Source organism: Natrinema gari JCM 14663, from assembly GCF_000337175.1.
Lineage (GTDB): Archaea > Halobacteriota > Halobacteria > Halobacteriales > Natrialbaceae > Natrinema > Natrinema gari.
Genome location: NZ_AOIJ01000041.1, coordinates 71,120 through 94,558 on the forward strand (window position 1 = coordinate 71,120; position 23,439 = coordinate 94,558).

Annotated in this window: 27 protein-coding genes and 1 pseudogene; 13 read left to right on the top strand and 15 right to left on the bottom strand. The window is 65.3% G+C overall.

Annotated features, from left to right (window positions below; genetic code table 11):
• Positions 1–26 precede the first annotated feature (26 nt).
• Positions 27–821: an SIR2 family NAD-dependent protein deacylase gene (locus tag C486_RS06140; RefSeq protein WP_008454245.1), complete on the top strand. Its 795-nt coding sequence runs from the start codon at positions 27–29 to the stop codon at positions 819–821.
• Positions 822–842: 21 nt separating this feature from the next.
• On the opposite strand, the gene C486_RS06145 is transcribed toward C486_RS06140, so the two are convergent.
• From C486_RS06145 to C486_RS06165, 6 genes are all read right to left on the bottom strand, one after another.
• Positions 843–1,493 carry a helix-turn-helix domain-containing protein gene (locus C486_RS06145; protein ID WP_008454248.1) on the bottom strand — a complete coding sequence of 217 codons (651 nt, stop codon included), beginning with the start codon at positions 1,491–1,493 and terminating at the stop codon, positions 843–845.
• Positions 1,494–1,571: 78 nt separating this feature from the next.
• Positions 1,572–2,273 carry a phosphoglycerol geranylgeranyltransferase gene (locus C486_RS06150; RefSeq protein WP_008454250.1) on the bottom strand — a complete coding sequence of 234 codons (702 nt, stop codon included), beginning with the start codon at positions 2,271–2,273 and terminating at the stop codon, positions 1,572–1,574.
• 218 nt (positions 2,274–2,491) lie between these two features.
• Positions 2,492–2,665, bottom strand: a complete 174-nt coding sequence (locus tag C486_RS21615; RefSeq protein ID WP_007108874.1) for a hypothetical protein — start codon at positions 2,663–2,665, stop codon at positions 2,492–2,494.
• Positions 2,666–2,802: 137 nt separating this feature from the next.
• Positions 2,803–3,993 (bottom strand): threonine synthase, encoded by a 1,191-nt coding sequence (locus C486_RS06155; RefSeq protein WP_008454254.1) that lies wholly within the window; start codon positions 3,991–3,993, stop codon positions 2,803–2,805.
• A 150-nt stretch (positions 3,994–4,143) separates the two neighbouring features.
• Positions 4,144–4,320, bottom strand: a complete 177-nt coding sequence (locus C486_RS06160) for a 50S ribosomal protein L37e (protein ID WP_006179941.1) — start codon at positions 4,318–4,320, stop codon at positions 4,144–4,146.
• Positions 4,317–4,544 (bottom strand): LSM domain-containing protein, encoded by a 228-nt coding sequence (locus tag C486_RS06165; protein ID WP_008454266.1) that lies wholly within the window; start codon positions 4,542–4,544, stop codon positions 4,317–4,319. Before C486_RS06165 ends, C486_RS06160 begins: the two co-directional genes overlap by 4 nt.
• A gap of 401 nt (positions 4,545–4,945) precedes the next feature.
• Here C486_RS06165 and C486_RS06170 point away from each other — a divergent pair, with 401 nt between their 5' ends.
• Positions 4,946–5,254, top strand: a complete 309-nt coding sequence (locus C486_RS06170) for a hypothetical protein (protein ID WP_008454268.1) — start codon at positions 4,946–4,948, stop codon at positions 5,252–5,254.
• Positions 5,255–5,337: 83 nt separating this feature from the next.
• Complete coding sequence (locus C486_RS06175) at positions 5,338–6,294, top strand: zinc-dependent metalloprotease (protein WP_008454270.1); 957 nt, start codon at positions 5,338–5,340, stop codon at positions 6,292–6,294.
• A 91-nt stretch (positions 6,295–6,385) separates the two neighbouring features.
• On the opposite strand, the gene C486_RS06180 is transcribed toward C486_RS06175, so the two are convergent.
• The 3 genes from C486_RS06180 to C486_RS06190 form a co-directional block, all read right to left on the bottom strand.
• Entirely contained in the window at positions 6,386–6,607 is a 222-nt protein-coding gene (locus C486_RS06180; RefSeq protein WP_008454272.1) for a hypothetical protein, read from the bottom strand.
• Positions 6,604–7,011: a nuclear transport factor 2 family protein gene (locus C486_RS06185; protein WP_008454275.1), complete on the bottom strand. Its 408-nt coding sequence runs from the start codon at positions 7,009–7,011 to the stop codon at positions 6,604–6,606. Before C486_RS06185 ends, C486_RS06180 begins: the two co-directional genes overlap by 4 nt.
• A gap of 100 nt (positions 7,012–7,111) precedes the next feature.
• Positions 7,112–7,663 (bottom strand): hypothetical protein, encoded by a 552-nt coding sequence (locus C486_RS06190; protein WP_008454277.1) that lies wholly within the window; start codon positions 7,661–7,663, stop codon positions 7,112–7,114.
• Between the two features lie 146 nt (positions 7,664–7,809).
• Between C486_RS06190 and C486_RS06195 the strand changes: the two genes are divergently transcribed.
• Positions 7,810–8,064, top strand: a complete 255-nt coding sequence (locus tag C486_RS06195) for a hypothetical protein (RefSeq protein WP_008454278.1) — start codon at positions 7,810–7,812, stop codon at positions 8,062–8,064.
• Here C486_RS06195 and C486_RS06200 read toward each other — a convergent pair.
• Positions 8,061–8,633 (bottom strand): SPW repeat domain-containing protein, encoded by a 573-nt coding sequence (locus C486_RS06200; protein ID WP_008454280.1) that lies wholly within the window; start codon positions 8,631–8,633, stop codon positions 8,061–8,063. The genes C486_RS06195 and C486_RS06200 overlap by 4 nt on opposite strands.
• Before the next feature lie 206 nt (positions 8,634–8,839).
• Here C486_RS06200 and C486_RS06205 point away from each other — a divergent pair, with 206 nt between their 5' ends.
• Positions 8,840–11,605 (top strand): AAA domain-containing protein, encoded by a 2,766-nt coding sequence (locus C486_RS06205; protein ID WP_008454283.1) that lies wholly within the window; start codon positions 8,840–8,842, stop codon positions 11,603–11,605.
• 85 nt (positions 11,606–11,690) lie between these two features.
• Positions 11,691–11,825, top strand: coding sequence for a hypothetical protein (locus C486_RS22580; protein ID WP_008454285.1), 135 nt, complete (start codon positions 11,691–11,693; stop codon positions 11,823–11,825).
• Here C486_RS22580 and C486_RS06210 read toward each other — a convergent pair.
• The 3 genes from C486_RS06210 to C486_RS06220 form a co-directional block, all read right to left on the bottom strand.
• Positions 11,810–12,007, bottom strand: a complete 198-nt coding sequence (locus tag C486_RS06210; protein WP_008454287.1) for a hypothetical protein — start codon at positions 12,005–12,007, stop codon at positions 11,810–11,812. The genes C486_RS22580 and C486_RS06210 overlap by 16 nt on opposite strands.
• A gap of 122 nt (positions 12,008–12,129) precedes the next feature.
• Positions 12,130–13,176, bottom strand: a complete 1,047-nt coding sequence (locus C486_RS06215; RefSeq protein ID WP_049910211.1) for an AIR synthase family protein — start codon at positions 13,174–13,176, stop codon at positions 12,130–12,132.
• A 206-nt stretch (positions 13,177–13,382) separates the two neighbouring features.
• Entirely contained in the window at positions 13,383–14,069 is a 687-nt protein-coding gene (locus C486_RS06220; RefSeq protein WP_008454292.1) for a helix-turn-helix domain-containing protein, read from the bottom strand.
• Positions 14,070–14,193: 124 nt separating this feature from the next.
• Between C486_RS06220 and C486_RS06225 the strand changes: the two genes are divergently transcribed.
• Positions 14,194–14,988 carry an alpha/beta fold hydrolase gene (locus C486_RS06225; protein WP_008454296.1) on the top strand — a complete coding sequence of 265 codons (795 nt, stop codon included), beginning with the start codon at positions 14,194–14,196 and terminating at the stop codon, positions 14,986–14,988.
• A 55-nt stretch (positions 14,989–15,043) separates the two neighbouring features.
• Here C486_RS06225 and C486_RS06230 read toward each other — a convergent pair whose 3' ends face one another.
• A complete protein-coding gene (locus C486_RS06230) occupies positions 15,044–16,045 on the bottom strand; it encodes a TIGR04024 family LLM class F420-dependent oxidoreductase (protein WP_008454297.1) in 1,002 nt (333 codons plus the stop codon).
• Positions 16,046–16,218: 173 nt separating this feature from the next.
• Here C486_RS06230 and C486_RS06235 point away from each other — a divergent pair, with 173 nt between their 5' ends.
• Positions 16,219–17,376 carry an MFS transporter gene (locus tag C486_RS06235; RefSeq protein WP_008454298.1) on the top strand — a complete coding sequence of 386 codons (1,158 nt, stop codon included), beginning with the start codon at positions 16,219–16,221 and terminating at the stop codon, positions 17,374–17,376.
• Positions 17,377–17,481: 105 nt separating this feature from the next.
• Here the strand turns inward: C486_RS06235 and C486_RS06240 are convergent, their stop codons facing one another.
• Positions 17,482–18,258 carry an SDR family NAD(P)-dependent oxidoreductase gene (locus C486_RS06240; RefSeq protein ID WP_008454299.1) on the bottom strand — a complete coding sequence of 259 codons (777 nt, stop codon included), beginning with the start codon at positions 18,256–18,258 and terminating at the stop codon, positions 17,482–17,484.
• A 110-nt stretch (positions 18,259–18,368) separates the two neighbouring features.
• On the opposite strand from C486_RS06240, the gene C486_RS06245 reads away from it, so the two are divergent.
• From C486_RS06245 to C486_RS06265, 5 genes and pseudogenes are all read left to right on the top strand, one after another.
• The gene (locus C486_RS06245) at positions 18,369–18,623 is read left to right on the top strand and encodes a hypothetical protein (protein WP_152419130.1); all 255 of its coding nucleotides are present in this window, start codon (positions 18,369–18,371) and stop codon (positions 18,621–18,623) included.
• Complete coding sequence (locus C486_RS06250) at positions 18,620–19,348, top strand: HAD family hydrolase (RefSeq protein ID WP_008454301.1); 729 nt, start codon at positions 18,620–18,622, stop codon at positions 19,346–19,348. Before C486_RS06245 ends, C486_RS06250 begins: the two co-directional genes overlap by 4 nt.
• Positions 19,349–19,542: 194 nt before the next feature.
• Complete coding sequence (locus tag C486_RS06255; protein ID WP_008454302.1) at positions 19,543–20,604, top strand: phosphotransferase family protein; 1,062 nt, start codon at positions 19,543–19,545, stop codon at positions 20,602–20,604.
• 513 nt (positions 20,605–21,117) lie between these two features.
• Positions 21,118–22,185 carry a zinc-dependent alcohol dehydrogenase family protein gene (locus C486_RS06260; protein WP_008454303.1) on the top strand — a complete coding sequence of 356 codons (1,068 nt, stop codon included), beginning with the start codon at positions 21,118–21,120 and terminating at the stop codon, positions 22,183–22,185.
• Positions 22,172–22,555 (top strand): annotated as a pseudogene (locus tag C486_RS06265) (transposase); the annotation flags it as partial. The gene C486_RS06260 and the pseudogene C486_RS06265, both read left to right, overlap by 14 nt.
• Positions 22,556–23,439: the final 884 nt, after the last annotated feature.

Genomic DNA, 23,439 nt, shown 5'->3' on the forward strand with positions numbered 1-23,439 from the left:
TTGCCGAGCGGGCCGAGTACCCGCGTATGGACGATCTCGAGCGACTCGCCGACGCGATCCGACGTGCAGACACGGTCGTCGCCGTTACCGGTGCTGGACTCTCGGCTCCCTCGGGTGTCCCGACGTTCCGCGGCGACGACGGCATCTGGGAGCGATTCGACGAGCGGCAGTTCGCCGCCGACCGGTTCCGGCGCGATCCCGCGGGGTTCTGGGCGGATCGGGTCGCCCTCGAGCGAGCGATGTTCGACGAGGAGTACGAGCCGAACGTGGGCCACGAAGCGCTGGCCGCGATGGGTCGGGACGGGAATCTCGAGGCGATCCTCACTCAAAACACCGACGGGTTACACGGCGACGCCGTGGGAGCGGGCGGCGAGCGGCCGAGCGACGGCGACCCCGACGCCGAGACCGGGACGACCGTCCTCGAGTTACACGGCAATTCGCGGCGGGTCCGCTGTACCGACTGCGGAACCCGCCGGGACAGTGACCCGATCGTCGAGCGCGCAGCCGCGGGCGAACTGCCGCCGACGTGCGAGTGTGGGGGCGTCTTCAAGCCGGATGTCGTGCTCTTCGGCGACCGGCTTCCGGACGCCGTCTTTCAGCGGGCCCGAGCGCTCGCTCGCGAGAGCGACGCCTTCCTCGCGATCGGGTCCTCGCTCGTCGTCGAACCCGCGGCCTCGCTCCCGCGACTCGCCGCGTCAACCGGCGCGACGGTCGCCATCGTGAACCTCGAGCCGACGCCGTGTGACGGGCTCGCCGAGACGGTGCTTCGTGAGGACGTCACGGCGGTGCTGCCGCGGCTGCGGGACCTGACCACAGCGTGAGACACACCGCGTCGCGGCGGGTCACTCGACGAGTCGGTCGGCGATCAACTGTGCCTGACCGCGTCGCAGCCGCTCGCTGACGGCCTGGTTCGAGATCCCGAGTTCGGCGGCGATCTCCGACAGCTCCGTCTCGCGGGGGACCTCGAAGAAGCCGTGCTCGTGAGCGAGCGTGAGCGCCTCCCGCTGGGCGTCGGTCAGCGCGGATCGGGACCCGCAGCGGCCACCGTCGTCTCCGTCGGCGAGGCGCTGTAACTCGATCGAGACGCCTTCGCTCGCGAGGAACTCGTGATAGCGGCCGAACGCGTCGCGATCCGGAAAGCGCATTTCGACCGCCCAACTGCCGTTCGAGCCATGACACGCGAGTAACTCGCCGCCGGCGTCGACCCACTCGCGGTACGCATCGATGACGTCCGTCTCGCTGCGCTGTAGTCGGTACAGGACCCCACGATCGGTTTCGCCGAGGCGTTCGAACTCGTCGATCGTATCGTCGTCGGCGAGCGTTCGGACGAGTCCCTCGTGGTCACGATACTGCATTCGACAGAACGCGATAGGGCGAGCGGGATCGAGGGCGTATTGGCGCTCGAGTTCGATCTCGATCGACGGCAGCGCCTCGAGGGTCGGCCCGAGGGCCAGCGCCGGCGACGACGCGTCGAACGCGGCGAGGAGGGTCATGCCCGTTCATGGGCCGCGAAACGACAAAACAGTTGAGGCCATGGTCACGTGTGCCGGCCGGTCGGAACGGCTCGCGGACTACGCGTCGTTGGCCGCGTCGACGGTGTCTCGAACTGCTCCGATTCCCTCGTCGTGTGCGAGATCACCGACGACGACCACGTCGGCGTACTGGGCCATCGTGTACGCGGAGTCGTAGTCGTGGATTCCACCGCCGTAGAACAGCGTCGATTCGTCGGTCGCCTCGGCGGCGGCCTCGACGACGGCCTCGTCGCCGAGGGTGCCGGAGTACTCGACGTAGATGATCTCCTGGCCGAACATGTGCTCAGCGACCGTCGCGTACGCGCCGACGTCGTCGGCATCGAGGTCGCAGTTGGCCTCGGTCAACTCCGCGACATCGGCCTCGGGGTTCATGACGATGTAGGCTTCCGTCGTCGTCCGCTCCCAGTCGAGTTCCCCCTCGAGCCGAACCCACTCCTTGTGGGCCTCGGTGATCCAGAACGGCGAGCCGGCGTTGAAGACGGTCGGAATGAGATAGCCGTCCAGTGCGTTGTCCTCGAGAACGACCTCGGGGTTCGAGGGTTCCTGGTAGAGTGCGACGTCGTGTTCGGCGCAGGCCTCGATGACCGCACTCATGTTCTCCTCGGTGATGCCCATGGTCCCGCCGACTTCGATCGCGTCGGTGCCGGTCGCACAGAGATCGCCGTAGGTCACGCCCTCGGGGAGCTCCTTGTCCGGGTCGATCTTGAGAATGTGGTTCCAGTCGTCCCAGGGGGTAGTCATACCGCGTCGTTTCCCGACAACCAGCAAAAGCGCTACGAAACGCCCACGTCCCGCGGGTCGCGCATCGCGTCCGGCCACGCCTCGGCCCGCCGGCGGTCTCCACCCCGAACGGGAGCCGACGGTGGCCGATTTCGGGTCTCGTCGAGTGGCGCTCCCGCGGCCAGCGCGCGACGGTGCGGTGTCTGGGCGTGAACCGGTGTCGATGTCCGGTGGCGCGCCTACAGTTGCTCGGCGCTGACAGCTCGCATCGAGCTATCGTTCTCGACTTCCCAGATCCGGAGCACGAGGTGTGCCTTACAGTAGTACTCGGCGGTCTCGAGACCAGTTCGTCCGTTCTCGAGGACGAGCTGGCACGTGCCCCCGTTCGAACACTCTGGTGAATGTTCACACATTTGAACTCGGTTCGTCTACTCGTCTCGGCGTCAAGGCTCTGTCGGTGAATGCGTTCGGCCCTCGTGACCGATTCGGGAGCCGGGTCGCGGTTGGACGGCCGCTCCCCGAATCGGTCGCCGACGACTGCGGTCGGGCCCTAGATCCCCTGACTCATCAGATGGCTCCGCAACACGTCGGCCTCCTTGTTGCCCGCGCCGGTGTTGACGATGACGACCGTCTCCGAGCCGTCGAACGCGCCGCGCTCCGCGAGTTCCCACGCCCCGCTGGCGGCCGCTGCCGCGCTCGGGATCAGTTCGAGCCCTTCTGCCTGGGCCACCCGCGCGGCGGACTCGAGGATATCCGGGTCCTCGGTCGCGACCGCGCCGCCGCCGCTCTCGCGGATCGCCTCGAGTACGCGCGGACTCGCCGCCGGATCGGCGATCTCGAGTTCGCCACAGATCGTGTCGGGGTGGTCGACGGAGCGGTGTTCGTCGCGGTCCTCGTCGACCGCCTCGACGATCGGCGCACAGCCAGCCGCCTGCGCGGCGTAGAGTGCGGGACGATCGTCGGTGATCCCGAGGTCGCACAACTCACGTGCGGCTTTGGCGAGTCCGACGAGCCCGGTGCCGGCCCCCGTCGGGTATGCGATGACGTCGGGAACCGTCCACTCGAGTTGTTCGACGAGTTCGTAGAACAGCGTCTTCACGCCCTCGTGGCGATACGGCGTCTCGAACGACCGGAGCGAGTACCAGTCGTCGTGTTCCGCGATCCCGTCGGCGAACGCGTCGACGGCGTCGCCGTAGCGGCCGCCGACGACGTTCATGTCCCCGCCGTGGACGTTGACCATGGCCTTGTTGGTAAAGCCGGATCGCGAGGGAAGGTAGGCGTGGGTGTCGAGCCCCGCACGGGCCGCGTAGGCCGCGACGGCCTGAGCGCCGTTGCCCGGCGAGGGAAGCGCGACATCGCTTGCGCCGTGTTGGGCGGCCGCGCTGACAGCCACTGACGCACCGCGGTCCGCGACCGACCCCGTTGGGTTCCGACCCTCGTCTTTGATCAACACGCGCTCGACGCCGAGTTCGGCGGCCAGGTCGGGGCAGTCGACCAGCGCCGTCGCCCCCTCGTTCGTCGTCACCGCCGACTCGCGGGCAACGGGGAGCAGTTCCGCGTAGCGCCACTGCGAGTCGAAGGGGCGGTCGGCGAGCGTCTCGCGGTCGAGGGCGATCGCGTCGTAGTCGTAGCTCGGATCGAGCGCGCCGCCACAGTCCGGACAGTGATGGGACACGGCGGCGTCGACGGTCGCCCCGCAGTCGACACACTCGAGCCCGACGAAGGCGTCTGTCGGTTCCATACGCGACCCTTCGGGGCGGCGAACTAAGGGTTGTCCATCGGCAGCGCGACGCCGACGGATGCGTAGCGAGTGCCGACCTCGGCATCGAGCGCAGCGGCCGCTACGCCGTGAGCCGAGAAACCGACAGAATCGAACGGGAGAACGGAGAGATCAGTTGTCGCCGGACTTCGACTGCCACTCGTAGCCGCGTCGTTTGGCGGACTTGCCGAAGCCACACGACGAGCACTCTTTCTTCTTCGTGTGGTACGATTTCTCACCGCAGCGACGACACTTCGTGTGGGTCGTCTTGTTCTTCTTTCCTTGGCTCGGGGTTCCTGCACCAGTCATGGAGTGATCGAAACGACGTTATCGCCGCGTATAATGGTTGTGTCTTCGGCCGGTGGCTCCTCCTCGACGTTGCCCTCGACGGGGATCATCACGTCCTCGAGCACCAGATTCATGTGTTGGTCGTAGCCGGCGAGGTCGCCGACGTACTCGTCGCCACTCTTGAGTCGAACTGTCACGCGGTCGCCGAGTGACGCCTCGAGGACGTCCAGCGGTCGTCCACTCATACGCAACACCGCAGGTGACGGACACTTAATCGTACCGGTCCGGAGTCCGATTTCGGTGGAAGAGAGCCGATACCGTACACCGTGACCGAGAGCGGCACGGAACGGGATCGTCGTCCCGCGATTTCGCGGCCCGGAACGGCGAAGAGACGGGGACGACGGTCCCGTAAGCAGTTCATACATCGCTCACGAGAGTACCCACTGAAAACTCACTGCGCACCTGAGCACACGACAGCTGTGCGATGAGTGTGATTCGTTTCGGATGGTCCTATCGCGGCAACCAATAGTAGCAACTGAAAGCCATTGCACACTTGATCGCACGACAGCGTTGCGATCAGTGTGTGAATCGTTTCAATTGCTACTATAACCAAACGGCTAAGTGGACACTCGTTGAGCGTCCGCCCATGGGCGACAAGAAGTTCACCCTCGTAGAGTTGCACATCGACGGCGAGACGCAGTTCGGGCTGGGTTCGATCGGCAAGGCGCTGCCGATCGGTAGTCCCGAATCGACGGCCGAGACGGATCGCGACCTGGAAACCGAGTCGGACGAAGAAGCAGCCGACGAATCGAGCGGCACCGGCAAGAGCGCCGTCGGCGCGGTGGTCGCGCTCGTCGTCCTCGTCGGCATCGCTGCCGCCGCCAAGAAGTTCCGCGGCGATGACGAGGAGCGAGACCTCGAGCCCGAGGACGAGCCAGACGTCATCGTCAACTAACCGCCCGCCGGCGACCCGTTCGATCGCGGTTCGGTCGCGGAGCGAGCCGAACGCTTTTGCGCGTCCTTCCCATACCGATACTCGTGAATCTCTATCGTAGCGCCCGGGCAGTCGCCGGGGCGTCCGGTGACGATGCGATCGACTGGCGGTCGGCCGCCGATGCCGCCAAGGCTGCGACGGACCCCGGCTCGCTCGACCTCGAGTCCGGGGAGCGCGAGGCCTACGCCCGCGATGTTCGAGACGCCCGGACGGCCGTGCGAACGGTCTCGGGCGTCGACTTCGACGTCCCCGAGACCGTCGAGATCCAGAACCGCCACCACTGGATCGACGCCAACGTCGCCACGTTCGAGCGCGTCATGGGAACGCTCGAGGCACACACCGGGGCGTTCCCCGGCGTCGCCCGGACGATCAATACGGGAACGATGACCGTCCTGCTCTCCTTCCTCGGGCGGAACGTCCTCGGCCAGTACGATCCGCTCCTCCTGGCCGATGCCCCCACCGACGACCACGCGTTGTACTTCGTCCGCCCGAACATCCTCAACGCGGCCGCCACGCTCGACGTAGACCCGGATCGGTTCCGCCGCTGGATCGCCTTCCACGAAGTCACTCACGCCGCCGAGTTCGGGGCCGCGCCGTGGCTCTCCGGCCACCTCGAGAGCCGGATGGAAGACGGCATCGCGACGCTCTCGAAGGGGTCGTTCGATCGGGACGCCTTCCGCGACCTCGACGCCGCGATGACCGTCGTGGAGGGGTACGCCGAACTCCTGATGGATCACGCCTTCGACGACGAGTACGAGGACCTCCGACGGAAACTCGACGAGCGCCGGCAGGGCCGAGGACCGCTCCAGAAGCTGTTCCGTCGCCTGCTCGGTCTCGGACTCAAGGAGCGTCAGTACGAACGCGGGAAGAACTTCTTCGAGCACGTCGTCGCTGTCCGCGACCTCGAGACGGCGAGCCTGGTCTGGGAGGGGCCCGAGAACCTGCCCAGCCACGACGAACTCGATGCGCCGGGGACGTGGATTCGGCGCGTCGGTCGCTGACCGAACGCGATTCGGTCCGGACCCGGCGTCCGTTTTGCCCGCGAGGGTGGCCGTTCGTGTGCTGAACTACTGGTCGTCCCACCGCGATCACTCAGGTCGTAATCCAGACCAGGTACCAGAGCAACGCCCCACCAGCGGCGAGACCGCCGAGTATCGCCGCGCCAACCACCGGCAGGGTGGCGTCGCCCTGAAGAGCGACCAGGCCGCCGGAGAGCCCGACCAGCAGAACGAAGACGGCCTTGAGTTGACTGGCCCCCGCAGTCGAACCGCTCGAGCGCGCGGCGTCGCGTCCGGGACCGCGATCCCGGCTCATAGCTCGTGGGGCGCGCTGACGTGCAGTGTGACGAACTGCCAGGCGCTTGCAGCCGGGTCGTCGGACTCGTCCCGTTCCACCAGCGTTCCGCTCCACCGACTGTCGAACCGGTGGCGGTCGCCGGTCGCCGTCGCCGTCCAGGCCATCGTTACCTCGTCGGCGACCGTCGCGAACCCGTCGCGATCGGTGACGGTGAGCCCCCGACTTTCGACGACCCACGCCTCGGTCGTCTCGGTCTGTTTCTCGAGGGCTGCGGCGACGGCGTCACCGCCGAACAGGGATTCACTGATGCCGAACTTGACGGTCGAATCGGCGTCCGAAAAGTAGGGCGTAAGCGGGTCGCCGTCGCGGAGTGCGTCGTAGTAGTCGCGGACGACGGCCTCGGCGCTCGCACGCGGTGACATGGTACAACCCTCGGAGCCCGCTCCCAAAGAGTCATCGGACGCAGGCGCAGGCGACGAGTGCGGGACAGGCGCTGGCGGCGACCCGCCGAGTCGGACCCGCTCACATGAAGCCGCGATCGACCTCGTCGGTCTCGATCAAGTCCTCGAGTTCCGCGTTCAGCAGGTCGTCGGCCTCCTCGAACCGCTCGGCGAGGTCCTCGAGTTCGTCGGGTCGGTCGTACTGATCGTACGCCATGGGCCCGAACGCGGGGCTCTCCATGGCCGCCATCACGTCGTCGAACAGGTCCTGCGGCCGCGTCGGCGCGTCCGCGTGGGTCTCGAGGACGGTCTCGAGGCGCTTCCCGACCGTCTCGGCTTGCGCCTCGTCGTCGGGCGGTGACTGGACCGCAAAGCGCCCGCCGGAATCGCGGTCGGGCATGAACGCGCCGATCTCGTCGTCGAGACTGCGGGCGACTCGCGTGCCGACGCCCCGTACCTCGAAGGGGTTCTTCGCGTACGTTTTCAGGAAGAAGACGCCGGCTCGGGGATGCGCGAGGTACATGTCTTCGCCGACGCCGCCAGCGCGGTCACCGGCGACTGCGCGCCAGTTCTCCGGATCGACGCTCCGTTCAGTGACGTCTTCGAGTACGTCCTGCCACTCGCGAATCCGCATGCCCGACGGTTCGGCCGCCGGCAGAAAGAACGTATCGATTGCGATGAAAGACGCCACAGCGATTCTGTTGGTCGGGAAAACGACCGATCCGAACCAAAAGGAATACGACCGCTCCCCCGTCAGGAACCGTAACCGACGCTTTCCCTATGTCCGTCCGCCACTCACTCTCGCTCGTCGAACTGTTTCGCGCGACGCCGGTCAAGAGCGCGCTGCTATCGCTCGCCCCGGTCACGCTGGCGCTCGGCCAGTTATGCAATAGTTACGTCAACGGCGTTTCGCCGGCCGTCTCCATCGCGTTCGCCGTCGTCATGATCGGCTTCGCCGTCGTTGCGATGGGACACCACGCCGCCGAGCACCGCGTCCACCGACTCGAGACCGAGTACGGTCCGGAGAGGATCTAAGCACCCGGTCCGGTCTCGGTCGCGACGGCTCTGGCTTCGCGGGCCTCGTAGGCGGTGTAGCCGGCCAGTCCGGCGATCAGGAGCCCGGTCGCGAGGGTGCTCCAGAACAGCCCGCCGCCCATCCCGAGGAGCGCGGCCGAAACGATCAGCCAGACCCCGAGGATGGCGATCAACGACGCGATACCGGTGCTTATCGGGACGTCGTTGGTCACCCGGTAGTAGTTGTAGCCGGCGGCAGCGAAGACGGCGAGGCCGACCAGTACGTCGTTCCACAGCGGTGCCGGAGCCGTCCGGAAGACGAACACGGAGAGTGCGACCCACGCGCCGAGGACGGCGACAAGCAGGCTGATGACCGACGCTTTGCGCCGCCCTTCCGCGGTTGCGACCTGCATCGGCTCATCGCGCGGATCGCGGTCGCCGGCACGCTCCCCGTCGCCGGCACCGGTCCCGGAATCGATGTCTGTGGTCGCCTCTTCGGGCCGGTTCGTCGGCCCGTCACTCGCCCCGGCCCCGAGATCGGCCTCGGACTCGTCGCTCATCCGACGATCGTCGCCGTTCGGGTCACTCATGGCATCGAGCGTACGACTCGGGGTCTCAAAAGCACCGTGTCCGTTCCAATCGTTGTGGTGACTCGAGGGAAACCGAAACCGTCGGTAAATCCGGTTTACCGACTCGGTGTGTCGCTCGTCCGCCCGGGCCGGAGGCCGGACCGGCGGCGATCGTGCGGGCTGTGCCGACCGATAGCGTTTTTGATCGCTCGCTCGTGACGATAGCTGTGCACGTACGCGGAACCGTCGCGGGCGAGGTCGACGTGCGGTCGGTGACCACGAGCTACGGCGAGAGCGATCTCGCCGAAGTCCCCCTTCGACGGGGCGACGACACGCCGGCCGGCGACGCATCCCGCGCTCGAGGCGACGGTGGAACGGCCACGCTCGCGGACGGCCACGAGACCACGACGGTGACGCTCTGGAACAAGTGGACCGAATCGGCCGAACTGCTCGAGCCCGGGATGGACGTGCTCGTGACGAACGCCAAAGAAGAGGAGTACGACGGCGAGACCCAGTACGCGACGACGGGGGACTCCTACGTCGTCGTCGAACCCTCCTTCCTCGTGAGCGTAACGTCGATTCGCAACTGGGTCGAGTGCCCCCGGCTGTACTACCTGAACAAGCTCTCCGGAGTGCCGCTGAACTACCCGGTAGTGAAAGGAACGCTGGTCCACGAGGTCTTCGGCGACCTGTTGCGCGGGCGCGACCTCGAGGAATCGATCGCGGCCCGCGTCGAGGAACGAGGACTGCAACTGGGGTTGCTGGGCGAGACGGCCGACGCCGTCGCCGAGGATGTCCGAGAGAACGCGACGGCGATCGAAGGCTGGCTCCAGCAGGGCCGGTTGGACGAGTCGGAAGACGAATGGCGCTCGGAGCAGTTGCTCATCAGCGAGACGTTCGGCATCCGCGGCCGGGCCGACGCCGTTCGCCGCGGGGCACCGGTCGAACTCAAGACCGGCAAGAACCTCAAGAAGGAACCGCGGTTCAAGGACAAGGTGCAGGCCGCCTGTTATGCCCTCTTGCTCGAGGAACACGGCGGCGACGTCGACATCGGAACGCTGCTCTATACGAAGAACTCGGTGTTGGATCGCAACGAGGAAACCGGGGACCTCAATCCGGCAAAGGAGTTTACGATGGGCGAGGGCCTCCTGAAATACGTCGTTCGGCTCCGGAACGAGATCGCGGCCATGGAGATGGCAGGGGATATCCCGACGGGCTACGAGGCCGACGCGAAGTGCGAGTACTGCTTCGAACAGGACACCTGTATGGTCGTCTCCGGCCGACTGGAGCAGGAATCCAAGGCCGGCCGGATCGGGCGATCGCTGCCCGACGAGGAACGCGAGTACTTCGACCGCTTCTACCGGGCGATCGAGGAGGAGCGCAGGGAGATCCACCGCGAGTACGCCAAACTCTGGAAGCAAAGCGCCGAGGAGCGGGCCGACGACGACCGCGCGCTGATCGACCTCGAGTTCCTCGAGCAGCGCCCGCTCGAGGGCGGCCGGTGGGAACTGCGAGCGCGGCGACCCGGCGGCGCGAACTCGAAACTTCGCGAGGGCGATCTGGTGCTCGCGAGCGACGGCGATCCGGTTCGGGGCGAGTCCGAACTGGCGCGAATCGAACGACTCGACGACGAAGTCGTGATCACGGCCGACGAGCCGGTCGAAGTCACGCGGCTGGACGTCTATCCCTCCGAACTGACGACCGACCGACTACTCGTCGCGATGCACGACGCGCTCCTAAAAGGCGACGAGCGGCGGAAGGACATCCTGTTCGGCCGAACGGAGCCCGCCTTCGAGGACCTCGAGGAGACGTTCATCGACAACAACGAGCGCCAGAACGAGGCCGTGACGAAAGCCGTCAGCGCGGAAGACTGCGCGCTGATCCACGGGCCGCCGGGAACCGGGAAGACCTACACCATCGCACGCGCCATCCGTGCGATGGTCGACCGCGGCGAGCGTGTCCTGCTGTCGGCCTTTACCAATCGTGCCGTCGACAACGCGTTAGCGGCCGTCCTCGAACAACTCGAGGACGGCGATGCGTCGCAGACGCAAGGGACCGGAGACGGAAACGCCGTCGATATCGTCCGCGTCGGCTCCGAGAGCGGCATCCGCGACGACATGGAGCCGTACCGCCTCGAGCGAGCGGGCGATCCCGAGGACCGGGCCGCCGAACTGCGGAACGCCCAGGTGGTGGCGGCGACGACGTCGACCTGCGGCTCGCGAGTGATGAAAGAACAGGAGTTTGACGTGGCGCTGGTCGACGAGGCAGCACAGCTCACGGAACCCGGAACCTGTGCGGCGATCAACTTGGCCGAGCGATTCGTCCTCGTCGGCGACCACGAGCAGCTCCCACCGGTCGTTCGCGCCGAAAACGACCTCACCGAGTCGCTGTTCGAACGGCTCGTCGAGCGCTATCCCGGGGCAGGCGTCATGCTCGACCGCCAGTACCGGATGAACCAGCGCATTCAGGTCTTCGCCTCGAACGAGTTCTACGACGGCCAACTCCGACCCGCAACGCCCGCGGTCGCGGCGCGGACCCTGGACGATCTCGCAGGCGTTTCCCGGGACGCGCTCCCCGAACCGCTGCGAGACCCCGTCTCCTTCATCGACGTCGAGGGCGACCGGGGACAGTACACCGACAGCGAGGAGGCAGCGCGGATCGCCGCCCTGATCGAGACCTACGAGGACGCCGGCCTCGACCGCACCGACATCGGCGTCATCGCGCCCTTCCGCGCCCAGGTCTCGGAGATCTCGGCGCACGTTCCCGACGACGTCGCCGTCGACACCGTCGACCGCTTCCAGGGCTCGAGCCAGAACGTGATCATCGTCTCCTTTACCGCGACCGGCTCGCTCGAGGGGCCGATATTCGAGGACTACCGCCGGATCAACGTTGCGCTGACCCGGCCCAAGCGCGCGCTCGTGTTGGTCGGCGATGCGGCGGCGTTGGCGTCCGAGCCGGTCTACGAACGCATGCTCGAGTGGGCGAGAGCGTAGCGCGACCTCGCACGTTTACACTGAGTGAGAGCAACGAGGGGGCGGTCACCACCCCGAGAGGGATCGATAGCCGACGGCGGAACCGATGAGAGCGGTCACCCGGCACGGCGAGACAGACATCCGCGTCGACGACGGTCCCGAGCCGGGGATCGTCACTCCGACCGAGGCCGTAATCGAGAGCACGGCGACGCGGAAATCAGTCGTCTACGCCGACGAGTAGTCGACTTTTCCTTCCGCCTCGCTCATGCGAATCCAGTACAGCCGCGTGTACGGCAGGTGGATGACGCCCTCGCCCTCGAGTCGAATCCGGACGCCCTGGACCCGTCCCGAATCGGTGATCTGGTCGGCGTCGATCTCCGTCGACCTCGTTCCGTCGGGGCTTTCGTACGCGATGGTTGCCATGTCTCTAGGTCCAACCGCATGTCAATAAGTCCCAGCCACGAATACGCACGTAGAACGGGGCCGCGATCGTCGGAGCGCGATCGACACTGGTCTCCCGTGGCGTGGTCGCCGGCGGCCAGCGCTCACGCCTCGCTGTCCACCCGTTCCCAGAGGGGATAGAGGTCGTCCGCGATCGGTTCGGTGACCGACTCGCCGTCGAGACTGAGTGCGGGATCGCTCCCGTCGCAGTCCCGGACCGTGCCGATTTCGGCGGCCGCGAGTCCGGCGTCCGCAAGCGATACAAGACAGTCGTCGACCGCGTCCGCGGGGACCGTCGCGAGTAACGCACCGGAGCCGAAGATCCGGAGCGGGTCGACGCCGGCCGCCTCGCACAGCGTTGCGGTCGCATCGCGGATCGGGACGGCGTCGCGGTCCACCGCGAGCCGAACGCTCGAGGCGCGGGCGACCTCGAGCAGGCCGGCCGCGACGCCGCCTTCGGTTGGATCGTGCATCGCAGTCGCGTACTCGCGGACGATCCGGGCCTCCGGGGCGACGCTGATTTCGTCGAGGAACCCCTCGGCGCGCTCGCGGACTTCGGGATCGACGTCGAGTTCGTCGCCGAAGTCGGCCGCGAGGATGGCTGAGCCTTCGATCCCCGCCGCCTTGGTGAGGATCACGGCATCGCCGGGCGCTGCGCCGCCGGTCGGAACGAACCGATCGGTCGCCCCCATCGCCGTCAGCGAGAGCAGCGGCCGCTCGAGTTGGTCGACGTACTCCGAGTGGCCGCCGACGATCGACGCGCCGACCTCGCGGGCGGCCGCATCGAGGTCGTGGGAAATCCCCTCGAGCAGGGAGCGACCGGAGTCGGTGCTGGCGGCGGTGTCATCGCCGTCGGCCGCGTTGGTGTCGGCGCTCGGAAGCAAGACGACGGCCGTCAGCCAGCGCGGGTCCGCCCCCGAGACGGCCACGTCGTTAGTGGCGACGTAGACGCCGAGTTCACCGACCCCCTCGGCGGCCAGCGAGATCGGATCGGAGCTAACCACGAGCGTGCCCTCGCCGTCGGGCCAGTCGATCGCGGCGGCATCTTCGCCGTCCGCGGGGCCCTGTACAACCGTCTCGTCGCTCTCGGCCGCCCCCGTCCGCTCGAAGACGTGTGTCAGCAGCTCGTCCGGACTCACCTTCCCGGGCATACCACGAACTGGGTCGATGCGCGGTTTGTAGCTGTCGGAGCACACGCTGTTCGAGGAGCGGCGGACGAGAGGCTGGCACGCGAACCGATTCTCGTCCGGTTCGAGCACGGACACTGGTGTGCGACGACGGCGCAGTGATCGGAACGCCACCCCAGCACGCTCTGCCGGACAGCGACGTCCGAGACAGAGAACCTGTCAGGCGTCCGTTAGTCGGGAAGGGGCGGCCACGTCGTTGCGACCGTTTCCTCGATGAGCGACGTTTGAGCGCGGCGAAGTCGCTCCGAGACCGCGGACGCCGAGATGTCCAACTCCGTCCCGATCGCTTCCAGAGACGTCCGTCGAGGCACGTCGAAATAGCCCATCTCGTAGGCCGTTCTGAGCGCCTCACGTTGGCGATCGGAGAGGCCATCGCCGGGCGGTTCGGATGCACCGTCGTGAGTGAGCCGGTGCAATCGAAACCCAGCGTTCTGTTGCCAGAACGACGAGAATTCGTTGAACGCCGCTCTGGTAGCAAACCAGCCGGACTGACGCCACCCGTCGGGAGTCACTTCGATCCGTTCGATAGTGGCTTCAACGGTGGCAAGTGCCTCGAGTCCGGCAAGGTCGTCGATGTGGTCACCGAGTTGGTCCGCGAAACTGAGTGCCGGGACCGCCTGATATCGTCGCGTGGAGTCAGCCGTTCCGATCACCGTCCATTCGCCGACATCGTCGGCGTCAGTCAAGGCCGCCTCGACTGCCGTCCGTGAACCGCCCGTCACAGTGGTGATAAACAGTGGCCGGTCACCGTGATTGAATTGAAGTGCGAGAACGATCGTTGCCTCGGGTGCTGCCCTCGCAACTCCGACGAGCGGAAGTGCATCGCAGTAGATATCGAACTCCGCGACGAGACTCATACCGCATCGCTTTCCTCCGTGTCAATGGACGTATCGAAACGGCAGTCGTCTTTCCCCTGCCCATTTAAAACCCACCATCACTGAGAGAACTGCTTAGCCCGGTCCGCTCCGAACGCGGTGATGCATGCAGACGACACAGTCCGACGCTGGAATCGAAGTCACGTACGAGCGCCACGGCGATGGGCCACCGCTGATCCTCCTTCACGGTGGAATGGCCCCCAGAGAATACTGGCAGCCCGTTATTCCACACCTAGACGGATACACCGCGATCGTCCCGCAACGCCCGGGATTTGGAACGTGTCTCGACGATCGATCCGAGATAAGCCCCGATGACGTGTTGCAACGGGAAGTGGAATACGTGCGCACACTCGTCGACGCGTTCGACGAGGAGCCGATCCTCTTCGGTCACTCCTTCGGCGCACTCACCGCGATCGAAGCTGCGACGAACGCAGCAGTGACGGCGGTCGTCGCGTATGAACCGGCGATCCTGCCCGACGATTACCGACCGGACGCCGACCTCGCAGACCGGATGCAGACGCTCATCGACGCGGGGAAACGACGTGAGGCGGTGAAGCGGTACATCGAGCTGGTCCTCCACCCCGACGGGATCGACGACCTCGACGCGTGGCTCGCAGAGTGGCCGGTCTGGCCAGCGTGTACGGACCTCGCCGAAGAGGTCCTCCGGATGAACCGCGCTGTCGAGCAATATCGCCTTCCGAACAGCCTGGATGTTGCCGCCCCCGTACTCGTCTTGACCGGCACCGACGGCCCCGGGTTTCTCCGAGAGAGCGCCCGCGCGACCCACGATGCGATCCCACACAGCCGCCTCGTCGAGTTCGACGGTGTGAGCCACAGTGGCCCCGGCGAAGCACCGGACGTAATCGCTGCAGAAATCGACTCCTTCCTGCGGACGCGATAGCAGTTCGCAGCCGACGCAGCTCCGAGGGGGAGCCGAACCCCCGTTTCGAACCGGTTCAGGCGTTGGGTGCGACCGCTTTCATCGTCTCGCGGACCTGCCCCTCGTCGGCCCCGCGCGGGAAGCTAACCGCGATAGCGTCGAGGCCGTCGACGGCCTCGTAGGCCTCGAGTTTCTCGCGGACGGTTTCGGGATCGCCGGCCGCACAGAGATCGTCGAGGATGCTCTCGTCGACCAGTTCGAGGGCGTGTTCGCGGTCGCCGTCCTGCCAGGCGTCGTGGATGTCGGTGGCCTCGTCGTACCCCTGTCGCTCGAGGGCGTCGCGGTAGAACGTGCCCATGCCGCCGATGTAGAAGCCGATGTGCTGGCGGGTAAGGCGACGGGCTTCGGCGGGATCGTCCAGCGCACAGCAGGTGACGCCCGTGGTAACCTGCACGTCGTCGGGATTGCGGTCGCCGAGTTCGGCACCGCGTTCGATGTCCTCGAGTCGATCTTGCGTCCCGTCGGGGGTGAGCATGATGCCGTGCCAGCCGTCGGCGAAGCGGCCCGCGAGTTCGACCGCCTTCGGCCCCATTCCGGTCACCTCGATCGGTGGCGTCGTCTCCGGCGGGTCACAACGCAGGCGAAAGCCCGAGAGGTCGAAGTCCTCGCCATCGTAGTCGACTGGCTCGCCGGAAAGCACCTGCCGGACGATCTCGACCGTTTCCCGGGTGCGCCTGAGCGGGTTGCCGTACTCCATGCCGTGCCAGTTCTCGATCACGGCGGGGCCGCTCGGGCCGAGCCCCAGTCGGAACCGGCCCTCGGAGAGTTCCTGTAGCGTCGCCGCCGTCTGCCCCAACAGGGCCGGCGACCGCGAGTAGGTGTTGAAAATGCTCGAGCCGATGTCGATCGAGTCGGTACGCTCGGCCATCGCAGACAGGACGGTGACGCCGTCCCGGCCCCACGTCTCGGGGAGCCAGGCGCAATCGTAGCCGCCATCCTCGGCGGTCCGTGCGTAGTCGACGATCGAGTCGATCGTCGGCTGTGCGGCCACGGGCAGGTGGACATCTCTGTCAGTCATCGTCGGACACAGACGGAGCGGGGCCTTTTGGGTGTATGGGAACCGGGAGTCCGAGGACGATCGTTTACCGACGGGATTCGGACGAGACACGTCTCAGTCCGGAACGGGTCTCAAACCGCTTCAGTGCCGTCCGGTTTCGGAACGTTTGAGACCCGTTGTTGGAATGAGAGACTGTGACCCGGACACGACTCTTCGCCTCCCTCTGTGGCCTCGTCTTTTTCCTCAATCTGGCCAGAGTCATCTTCGCACCGCTTCTGGACGTGTTCATCATCCAATTCGAGATCAGGGAGGCGACCGCTGGACTCATCGTGACGCTCGCGTGGGTCGGGAGTTCGTCCCTTCGTCTGCCGACCGGGTGGCTCCTCACCAAAGTCCCGAGACACTACATCGTGATCGGGTCCGGACTGATCCTCGCGGCGTCCTCGGCGATCGCTGCGACCGCAACGACGGTCCCGCGGCTCATGAGCGGGGCCTTCCTCATGGGTATCGCCTCCGGCGTCTACTTCGTCTCGGCGAATCCGCTGTTGAGCGAACTGTTCCCCTCGCGCGTCGGCCGCGTCATGGGGATTCACGGGGCCGCCAGCCAGATCGCCGCGGTGATCGCCGCGCCGTTCGTCGCGCTCACGCTCCTCGTCGACTGGCGACTCTCGCTGTGGGCGATCGCCGTCGGCGCAGCAGTGGTAACGGTCGCCACGTGGCTCATCGCGAGCAATACCGAGATGCCGACTGCGGGACGGGCCGATCGCAACTTCATCGCCGGCGCGCTCTCGGAGTGGCGGCTCATCGTGACCGCGCTGGCGATCGTCGGCGCACCCGTGTTCGTCTGGCAGGGCCTGTTCAACTTCTACGAACTGTACATGCAGTCGAAGGGACTCTCCGATCGGGCGGCGGGAATGATGCTCACGATCGTGTTCGCCGCCGGCGTTCCCGCGTTTTACTTCGGCGGGGACCTGGCCGACAGGTTCCCCAGAGTCCCGTACCTGCTCGGCATCGTCGGCGCGTTCGCCGCGAGCCTCCTCGCATTGACGGTAGTCGACAGCCTAATCGCGCTGGTCGCCATCACCGTGGTCGTGGGGTTCGTCGTACACGCTCTGTTTCCGGCCACGGACACGTACCTCCTCGATACGCTGCCGGATTCGACGCGGGGCAGCGCATACGCCGTATTTAGTTCCGCCTGGATGCTCACCCAAGCGCTTGGTTCGTCCGCCGTCGGCCTCTTCCTCGAGCGAGGCTACACCTACGACGCGGTGTTCAGCGGCGCGGCCCTCCTCCTCGGGGCGTCGGTCGTGGTCCTCGTCATCCTTGAGCGACGGGGCCGACTCCCGAGTTGAGCCGGGACCCTCCTCGATGGGGCCAGAATGGTACCGGCGATCCGTGAGCGGTCGCGGAAGCGGCGCAACTGCGTCGTAAACGGAGTTGCGGTGTGAAAACGCGGCCTACACGTCGTGGTCTTCCTCGATCTGCGGGACCCCCTGGACGGTGATGGTCTCGCCGACCACGTACGAGGACGCGGGGCTGGCGAGGAACTGCGTCACGTCGGCGATTTCCTCGACGGTGCCGATGCGGCGGGCGACTTCCTCGCGGTCGATGGTGTCCGCGGAGACGCCCATCTGACTCTCGACGCCCGGCGTCGCGACGAAGCCCGGCGCGATGCAGTTGACCCGCACGTCGTCGTCGGCCCACTCGTAGGACAGCGTCGTCGTCAGATTGATCACGGCGGCCTTGGCCGCACCGTAGGGACTCATCAGCGGCGAACCCCGTTGCCCGGCCACGCTGGCGAGGTTGATCACGGAACCGCCGCCGTCTTTGAGAGGCTCCGCGGCGGCGTGTGTGCAGTGATAGGTACCGTTGACGTTGATGTCCATGATCGTCTTCCAGCCGTTCGGGGAGATGTCGTCGAAGTCGGCCATGAACGAAGCGCCGGCGTTGTTGACCAGCACGTCGAGCTCGCCGAACGTCTCGACGGTTGCCTCGACGAGCGCTTCGACGGCGTCACGGTCCGTCACGTCGCATTCGACGGCCAGCGCCTCGCCGGGGCTGTCGCCCTCGTTGATCGCCTCGGCGACCGGATCGACGTTGTCCTGCTCGCGCGAACAGACGACCACGTCGACGCCGTCCGCGGCGAACCGTTCCGCGATCGACTTCCCGATGCCGCTCGAGGACCCCGTAACGAGAGCGACATCGCCGTCGACGCTGAACTGGTCGGTACTCATCTGTGATCACCGATGACTGTAGTGCGCGCCTGATTCGTTACCATTGTTAGTTCCATTCGACCATTCACAGCAACTGTTAATAAATATGGGCATAGAGACCGTACCGTGACGTGAGTGGCAATCACTGCCGGAGCGAGGTGCTCGGCGGCGTGATGACCGCCACCGCAGACAACACCATGACTCAGGACACCACCGACGACGGACCGGATCGACAGCCGGAGACCGCAGCCGGCGGGAGACTCGAGGACGATCCGCCCGGCTCCCCAGTCTCCGACGACGCCCTCGAGATCCGCGCCCACGAGACGGTCGGCTCCGTCGCGGGCGGCATGCGTCCGGAGTCGACGATCGGGAGGGCCGACCGATGAGCGGACAGGAGCGCGATGCTGACGGACCCGATGACTGGGCCGCCGTCTTCTGGGACATCGGCGGCGTCATTCTCGCGCTAGAGTCGGTACAGAGCGCCCACGCCGAGTTCGTCGCGGAACTGTGCGATCGTCACGCGGTCGACGCGACGATCGAGGAGGCGCTCGAGACGTGGCGGACGACCGTCGGGGACTACTTCCGCGAGCGCGACGGTACCGAGTTTCGGTCCGCGCGCGACGGCTACCAGCTGGCCGTCGAGACGATCGTCGGGACGGCAGTCCCGCGCGCGGAGTGGCAACCACGATTCGACGAGATCGTCCACTCGTCGATCGAGCCGGTTCCGGGCGCTCCGGAGACGATCGCGCGACTCGCCGATCGCGACCTCCACGTCGGCGTTATCAGCGACGTCGACGATGCGGCGGGTCGCGCGATGCTCGAGCGCTTCGGCGTCCGCGATCACGTCGACTCGATCACGACCTCCGAGGAAGTCGGCCGCACGAAACCCGATCCGGCCATGTTCGAGACGGCGCTCGAGACGGCCGGCGTCGCCCCAGAGCGATCCCTAATGATCGGCGACCGCTACGAGCACGATATCAAGGGGGCTGCTGACGCGGGAATACACGGCGTCGCGTTCGGGGCCGAGGCGGGACCGGCGGTCTCGTATCGGATCGAGACGCCCGAGGAGGTACTCGAGATCGTCGACAGGAAACGGGAGCGATCGGACTGACCGACCGATCCCTCCGTAGAGCTGGCTCGGAGCCCGTGCCACCATCATGAACATTGTAAAACGAAAAAGACAGCACAACTATTTTCGTTAGGCAGTGCGATTATGCTACCGTATATCATGTCGAGCGTGCACTGCGATGCAACGGCAGCCACCGTATCGATCATTCCCACGGGCGAGTCAGCCCGTCGAACGCCATGAGCGATACCTATTACGAGCGCCTCGTCGACGAGGACGCGCTGGTCGCGTATCTGTCAGCCCATCTCGGCAGCGTCGATGCCTACGAGATCGAACGCCACCAGGAAGGCCACTCGAACGAGACGCTGTTCGTCACCTGGGGTGACCGGGACCTCGTCATTCGGCGGCCGCCGCCGGGCGAAACGGCTGACACCGCACACGACGTTCTCCGCGAGTATCGCGTGACGAACGCGATCGCCGACACCGACGTGCCGGTCCCGGACCCGGTGCTCGCCTGCGAGGACCACGACGTCATCGGCAGCGACTTCTACGTGATGGAACACCTCCAGGGGGATGTCCTCCGGGAGACAGAGCCGGAGCGGTTCGCCGCCCCCGACCACCGCGCGCGCGTCGGCGAGGAACTCGTCGACACCCTGGCGACGATCCACGACCTCGAGTACGAGGCGCTCGGACTCGGCGAGTTCGGCCGCCCCGAGGGGTATACCCAGCGACAGGTCGATCGCTGGGGGAAACAGCTCACGTGGGCGTTCGAAGTCACCGAGGACGAACGCGAGATTCCGACGCTCCACGAGGTCGGCGACTGGCTCCGCGACAACGTCCCGGAGACACACCCGCACACGCTCGTTCACGGCGATTACAAGCTCGATAACGTCATGTTCGCGCCCGGTACGCCACCGGAACTCGTCGGCGTCTTCGACTGGGAGATGGCTACCCTGGGCGATCCGCGCGCGGACCTAGGCTGGATGCTCTCCTACTGGCGCGACTCGAAAGACCCCGCTCCGGAGCTTCCGGAACTGGTCACCCGCTTCATGGAACGGGAGGGGTATCCGACCCGCCGCGAACTGGTCGCCCGCTGGGAGGCCCGAACCGGCTACGAGTTCGCACACGAGCGGTTCTACCGCGCACTCGCGGTGTACAAACTCGCCGGCCTCGGCGAGATGTTCTTCCGGCGCTATCTCGAGGGCAACAGCGACGATCCGATGTACCCGAAAATGGAGGACCGCGTGCCGGCACTGGCCGCACGGGCCGAACGGATCATCGAGGGCGACGAACCGCTGTAGGGCCTCGAGTCCGCGGTTCGATTACGGTGAGAGACGAGCGAACGGACGGTGAGAGCGATAGCGCGGGACCGTCAGTTCCGCGACCCATGCGAACGGGCGCTGTGTGCCCGGAGCAGAAAGTGCCCGGAGAGTGCGTGGCGATTCCCCGCTGCCACAGTTGCGAGGCGTTCGTTTCCGTCGATACTGCTCTCAGGCAGTTCGCTCTATCGATGTAGTCGCAAGTATACATCGCCACCGTTGTTCGGAAATATCGACGGAGTCACGGTGAATACACGGCGCGACTGTGGCACGGACGACGGATCGATCTCCGTGAATCGTGTCCAGTCAGGACAGGTGAAACAGCTGTCGCAGTGACCGTTGGGAATCTCATTCCCTGTGGAAAACGGACTGCTGAATACAGTGGGTGATCTCAAGATTTTTCGAAAATGAAACACACCGGATACTGACTGCCAGTAACTATTACAGCCCCCGTCATTTAAGACCCGCTTTGTAGTGTGTTGTGGTGGCATGTCAATGCAGGCTGTCGTACTCGAAGAATTTCAAGAACCGCTCGAGGTACAAGAGGTCGATCGGCCGGAGCCGGAACCCCACGGCGTGGTTGCGAAGGTCGAGGGCTGTGGTGTCTGCCGGAGCGACTGGCACTGCTGGCAGGGTGACTGGGACTGGTTCGGCTACCGGCCAGACCCGCCGCACATCCTGGGTCACGAACCGACAGGGACGGTCGTCGACGTGGGAGACGAGGTCGAGAACATCGAGGAGGGCCAGGAGATCGCCATCCCGTTTAACTTCGCATGCGGGAAGTGTTCCCTTTGTCGCAACGGGCGGGAAAATATCTGTGAGAACCACATCGGCCTCGGCTTCATGAACGAGGCCCCCGGCGCGTTCGCGGAGGAGGTCCACATCCCCAACGGGGACATCAACGCCGTCCCGCTCCCGGATGGAATCGACGCCGAGACTGCCGCTGGCTGTGGCTGTCGGTTTATGACTTCCTACCACGGAATGGCCCACCAGGGTGACGTCGGCAACGGCGAAGACGTGGTCGTGCACGGCTGTGGTGGCATCGGCCTCTCAGCAGTCCACATCGCGAATGCATTGGGAGCGAACGTCATCGGCGTCGATCTGATGGACGAAAAACTCGCCCGTGCCGAGGACCTCGGCGCGGTGGCGACGGTCAACGCGAGCGAAGTCGACGATCCCGCAGCGGAGGTCAGGGACATAACCAACGGCGGTGCGGACGTTTCCGTCGACGCGCTGGGGATCGAGACGACCTGCCGAAACGCGGTCGACTCGCTTGGGAAAGGCGGCCGCCACGTCCAGATCGGACTCACCACCAGCGACGAACAGGGCGAGATTCCGCTCCCGACCGACGAGTTCGTCGCAAAGGAGATCGAGTTCGTCGGCTCGCTCGGGCTACAGCCGTCTCGATACTCGGAGATGCTCGATATGATCGAAACCGGCAAACTCGATCCGACGGCGTTGGTCGAAGACACGATCGACATTCATCAAGTTCCGGAAGAACTCGAGGCGATGACCGAGTTCAACACCGTTGGGATCCCGGTCTGTAACGACTTCAGTAGCTAAACTCACGATTCAGCAGCTCAAGGTGACGTTACTGGTTGATGCGAAGGTGAACGCAATTCTCGATTTACACGTAACGACGACGCGGAAACACGATAGCCAGATTGCTCCGTCGTTGATCAAGCGCAACCCCGAGGATATTGACATTCTGCTCGGTGACAAGGGCTACGACGACCAGAAGATCAGACGATTTGCCCGGAAACACGAGGTTCGGCCACTGATTAAGCATCGTGAGTTCACGTCACTCCACCGGGCATGGAACGTGCGCTTGGACGCTGATCTCTACGGTCAGCGGAGTCAATCCGAGACTGTCAACTCAACGCTCAAGCGGAAGTACGGTGCGTTCGTCCGCTCACGACGCTGGTGGAAATAGTTCCGTGAACTCACCGTCGCCTGTCTCATTCATAATATAGACCGATCACTCTGAGCGGTCAATACAGGAGCGATACCTTTCAGAGGAAGGAGCTTCAGAATTACTCCTATGGAGGAAAGAACCCGACAGAACCTAATGGGGATTCTCTGGATTTTCATTGCTCTCGTAACCGCAGGTGTTGGGGTCGGGCAAAGCGATCTATGGTTGGCCGCCTTCTGCTCTATCCTGAGCATCGCACAATCTCTGCTCGGAGCGGGGTTCTTCTGGAACGAACGGTTGACTGTCGCGCAGTAGGCAGCTCTCATCGAGCGGCTGTTTCAGGTAAAATCTATCTGAAGAATAGGATTTCAACAGAGCCTTTGCTCCGGGGTCGAACATAGTCGCGAGCAGGTCTCTGCTCGGACGATCGATTTGGCAGTGGCTACTATAGCGAACGGGAAACGATGCTCAGCGGGGTGCCCGTCTCCGTTCCGCATCGTCTCCGTAGAGCCAATACAGTCCCAAACCCAGGACTGCTTCGAGTGGGCCGATAAAGACCGCTGTGAGCAAGAAGAAGAAGTACACGAGGAGACCGAATACGCTCCCGGTCGAAGGGCTAGTGTCCATATTTACAATTGTGATCGGTTGGATAATATGGACTTCGGAACAACAGAGACTCAGTCGTCAGCGATCGGTTGTTTCATGCCACGATCTATCGGAAAGAGGGTTTCAACGGAGCCAATCACACGTCCTTCGCCGATACTGACCGCGCACTCGTCCTGTCCCCATTGGGGCATCGCGGGTCGTTCGTATCCAAACCGCCCAACCGGTCAATATCCTAACGTTCTTTAGGATAGATTGCGTAACGCACAGACGCGCACGAAAGTGCGCAAGAGCCGGAGTGC

What these genes read in the sequence shown, in the direction of transcription:
- C486_RS06225 (WP_008454296.1), top strand. Translation starts at nt 14,194, where the DNA reads ATGCAGACGACACAGTCCGACGCTGGAATCGAAGTCACGTACGAGCGC.
- C486_RS22580 (WP_008454285.1), top strand. Translation starts at nt 11,691, where the DNA reads ATGAGAGCGGTCACCCGGCACGGCGAGACAGACATCCGCGTCGACGAC.
- C486_RS06180 (WP_008454272.1), bottom strand. Translation starts at nt 6,607, where the DNA reads ATGAGCCGGGATCGCGGTCCCGGACGCGACGCCGCGCGCTCGAGCGGT.
- C486_RS06160 (WP_006179941.1), bottom strand. Translation starts at nt 4,320, where the DNA reads ATGACTGGTGCAGGAACCCCGAGCCAAGGAAAGAAGAACAAGACGACC.
- C486_RS06215 (WP_049910211.1), bottom strand. Translation starts at nt 13,176, where the DNA reads ATGCCCGGGAAGGTGAGTCCGGACGAGCTGCTGACACACGTCTTCGAG.
- C486_RS06210 (WP_008454287.1), bottom strand. Translation starts at nt 12,007, where the DNA reads ATGGCAACCATCGCGTACGAAAGCCCCGACGGAACGAGGTCGACGGAG.
- C486_RS06150 (WP_008454250.1), bottom strand. Translation starts at nt 2,273, where the DNA reads ATGACTACCCCCTGGGACGACTGGAACCACATTCTCAAGATCGACCCG.
- C486_RS06230 (WP_008454297.1), bottom strand. Translation starts at nt 16,045, where the DNA reads ATGACTGACAGAGATGTCCACCTGCCCGTGGCCGCACAGCCGACGATC.
- C486_RS06200 (WP_008454280.1), bottom strand. Translation starts at nt 8,633, where the DNA reads ATGAGTGACCCGAACGGCGACGATCGTCGGATGAGCGACGAGTCCGAG.
- C486_RS06190 (WP_008454277.1), bottom strand. Translation starts at nt 7,663, where the DNA reads ATGCGGATTCGCGAGTGGCAGGACGTACTCGAAGACGTCACTGAACGG.
- C486_RS06240 (WP_008454299.1), bottom strand. Translation starts at nt 18,258, where the DNA reads ATGAGTACCGACCAGTTCAGCGTCGACGGCGATGTCGCTCTCGTTACG.
- C486_RS06145 (WP_008454248.1), bottom strand. Translation starts at nt 1,493, where the DNA reads ATGACCCTCCTCGCCGCGTTCGACGCGTCGTCGCCGGCGCTGGCCCTC.
- C486_RS06250 (WP_008454301.1), top strand. Translation starts at nt 18,620, where the DNA reads ATGAGCGGACAGGAGCGCGATGCTGACGGACCCGATGACTGGGCCGCC.
- C486_RS06140 (WP_008454245.1), top strand. Translation starts at nt 27, where the DNA reads ATGGACGATCTCGAGCGACTCGCCGACGCGATCCGACGTGCAGACACG.
- C486_RS06220 (WP_008454292.1), bottom strand. Translation starts at nt 14,069, where the DNA reads ATGAGTCTCGTCGCGGAGTTCGATATCTACTGCGATGCACTTCCGCTC.
- C486_RS06170 (WP_008454268.1), top strand. Translation starts at nt 4,946, where the DNA reads ATGGGCGACAAGAAGTTCACCCTCGTAGAGTTGCACATCGACGGCGAG.
- C486_RS06165 (WP_008454266.1), bottom strand. Translation starts at nt 4,544, where the DNA reads ATGAGTGGACGACCGCTGGACGTCCTCGAGGCGTCACTCGGCGACCGC.
- C486_RS06195 (WP_008454278.1), top strand. Translation starts at nt 7,810, where the DNA reads ATGTCCGTCCGCCACTCACTCTCGCTCGTCGAACTGTTTCGCGCGACG.
- C486_RS06155 (WP_008454254.1), bottom strand. Translation starts at nt 3,993, where the DNA reads ATGGAACCGACAGACGCCTTCGTCGGGCTCGAGTGTGTCGACTGCGGG.
- C486_RS21615 (WP_007108874.1), bottom strand. Translation starts at nt 2,665, where the DNA reads ATGTGTGAACATTCACCAGAGTGTTCGAACGGGGGCACGTGCCAGCTC.
- C486_RS06255 (WP_008454302.1), top strand. Translation starts at nt 19,543, where the DNA reads ATGAGCGATACCTATTACGAGCGCCTCGTCGACGAGGACGCGCTGGTC.
- C486_RS06260 (WP_008454303.1), top strand. Translation starts at nt 21,118, where the DNA reads ATGCAGGCTGTCGTACTCGAAGAATTTCAAGAACCGCTCGAGGTACAA.
- C486_RS06185 (WP_008454275.1), bottom strand. Translation starts at nt 7,011, where the DNA reads ATGTCACCGCGTGCGAGCGCCGAGGCCGTCGTCCGCGACTACTACGAC.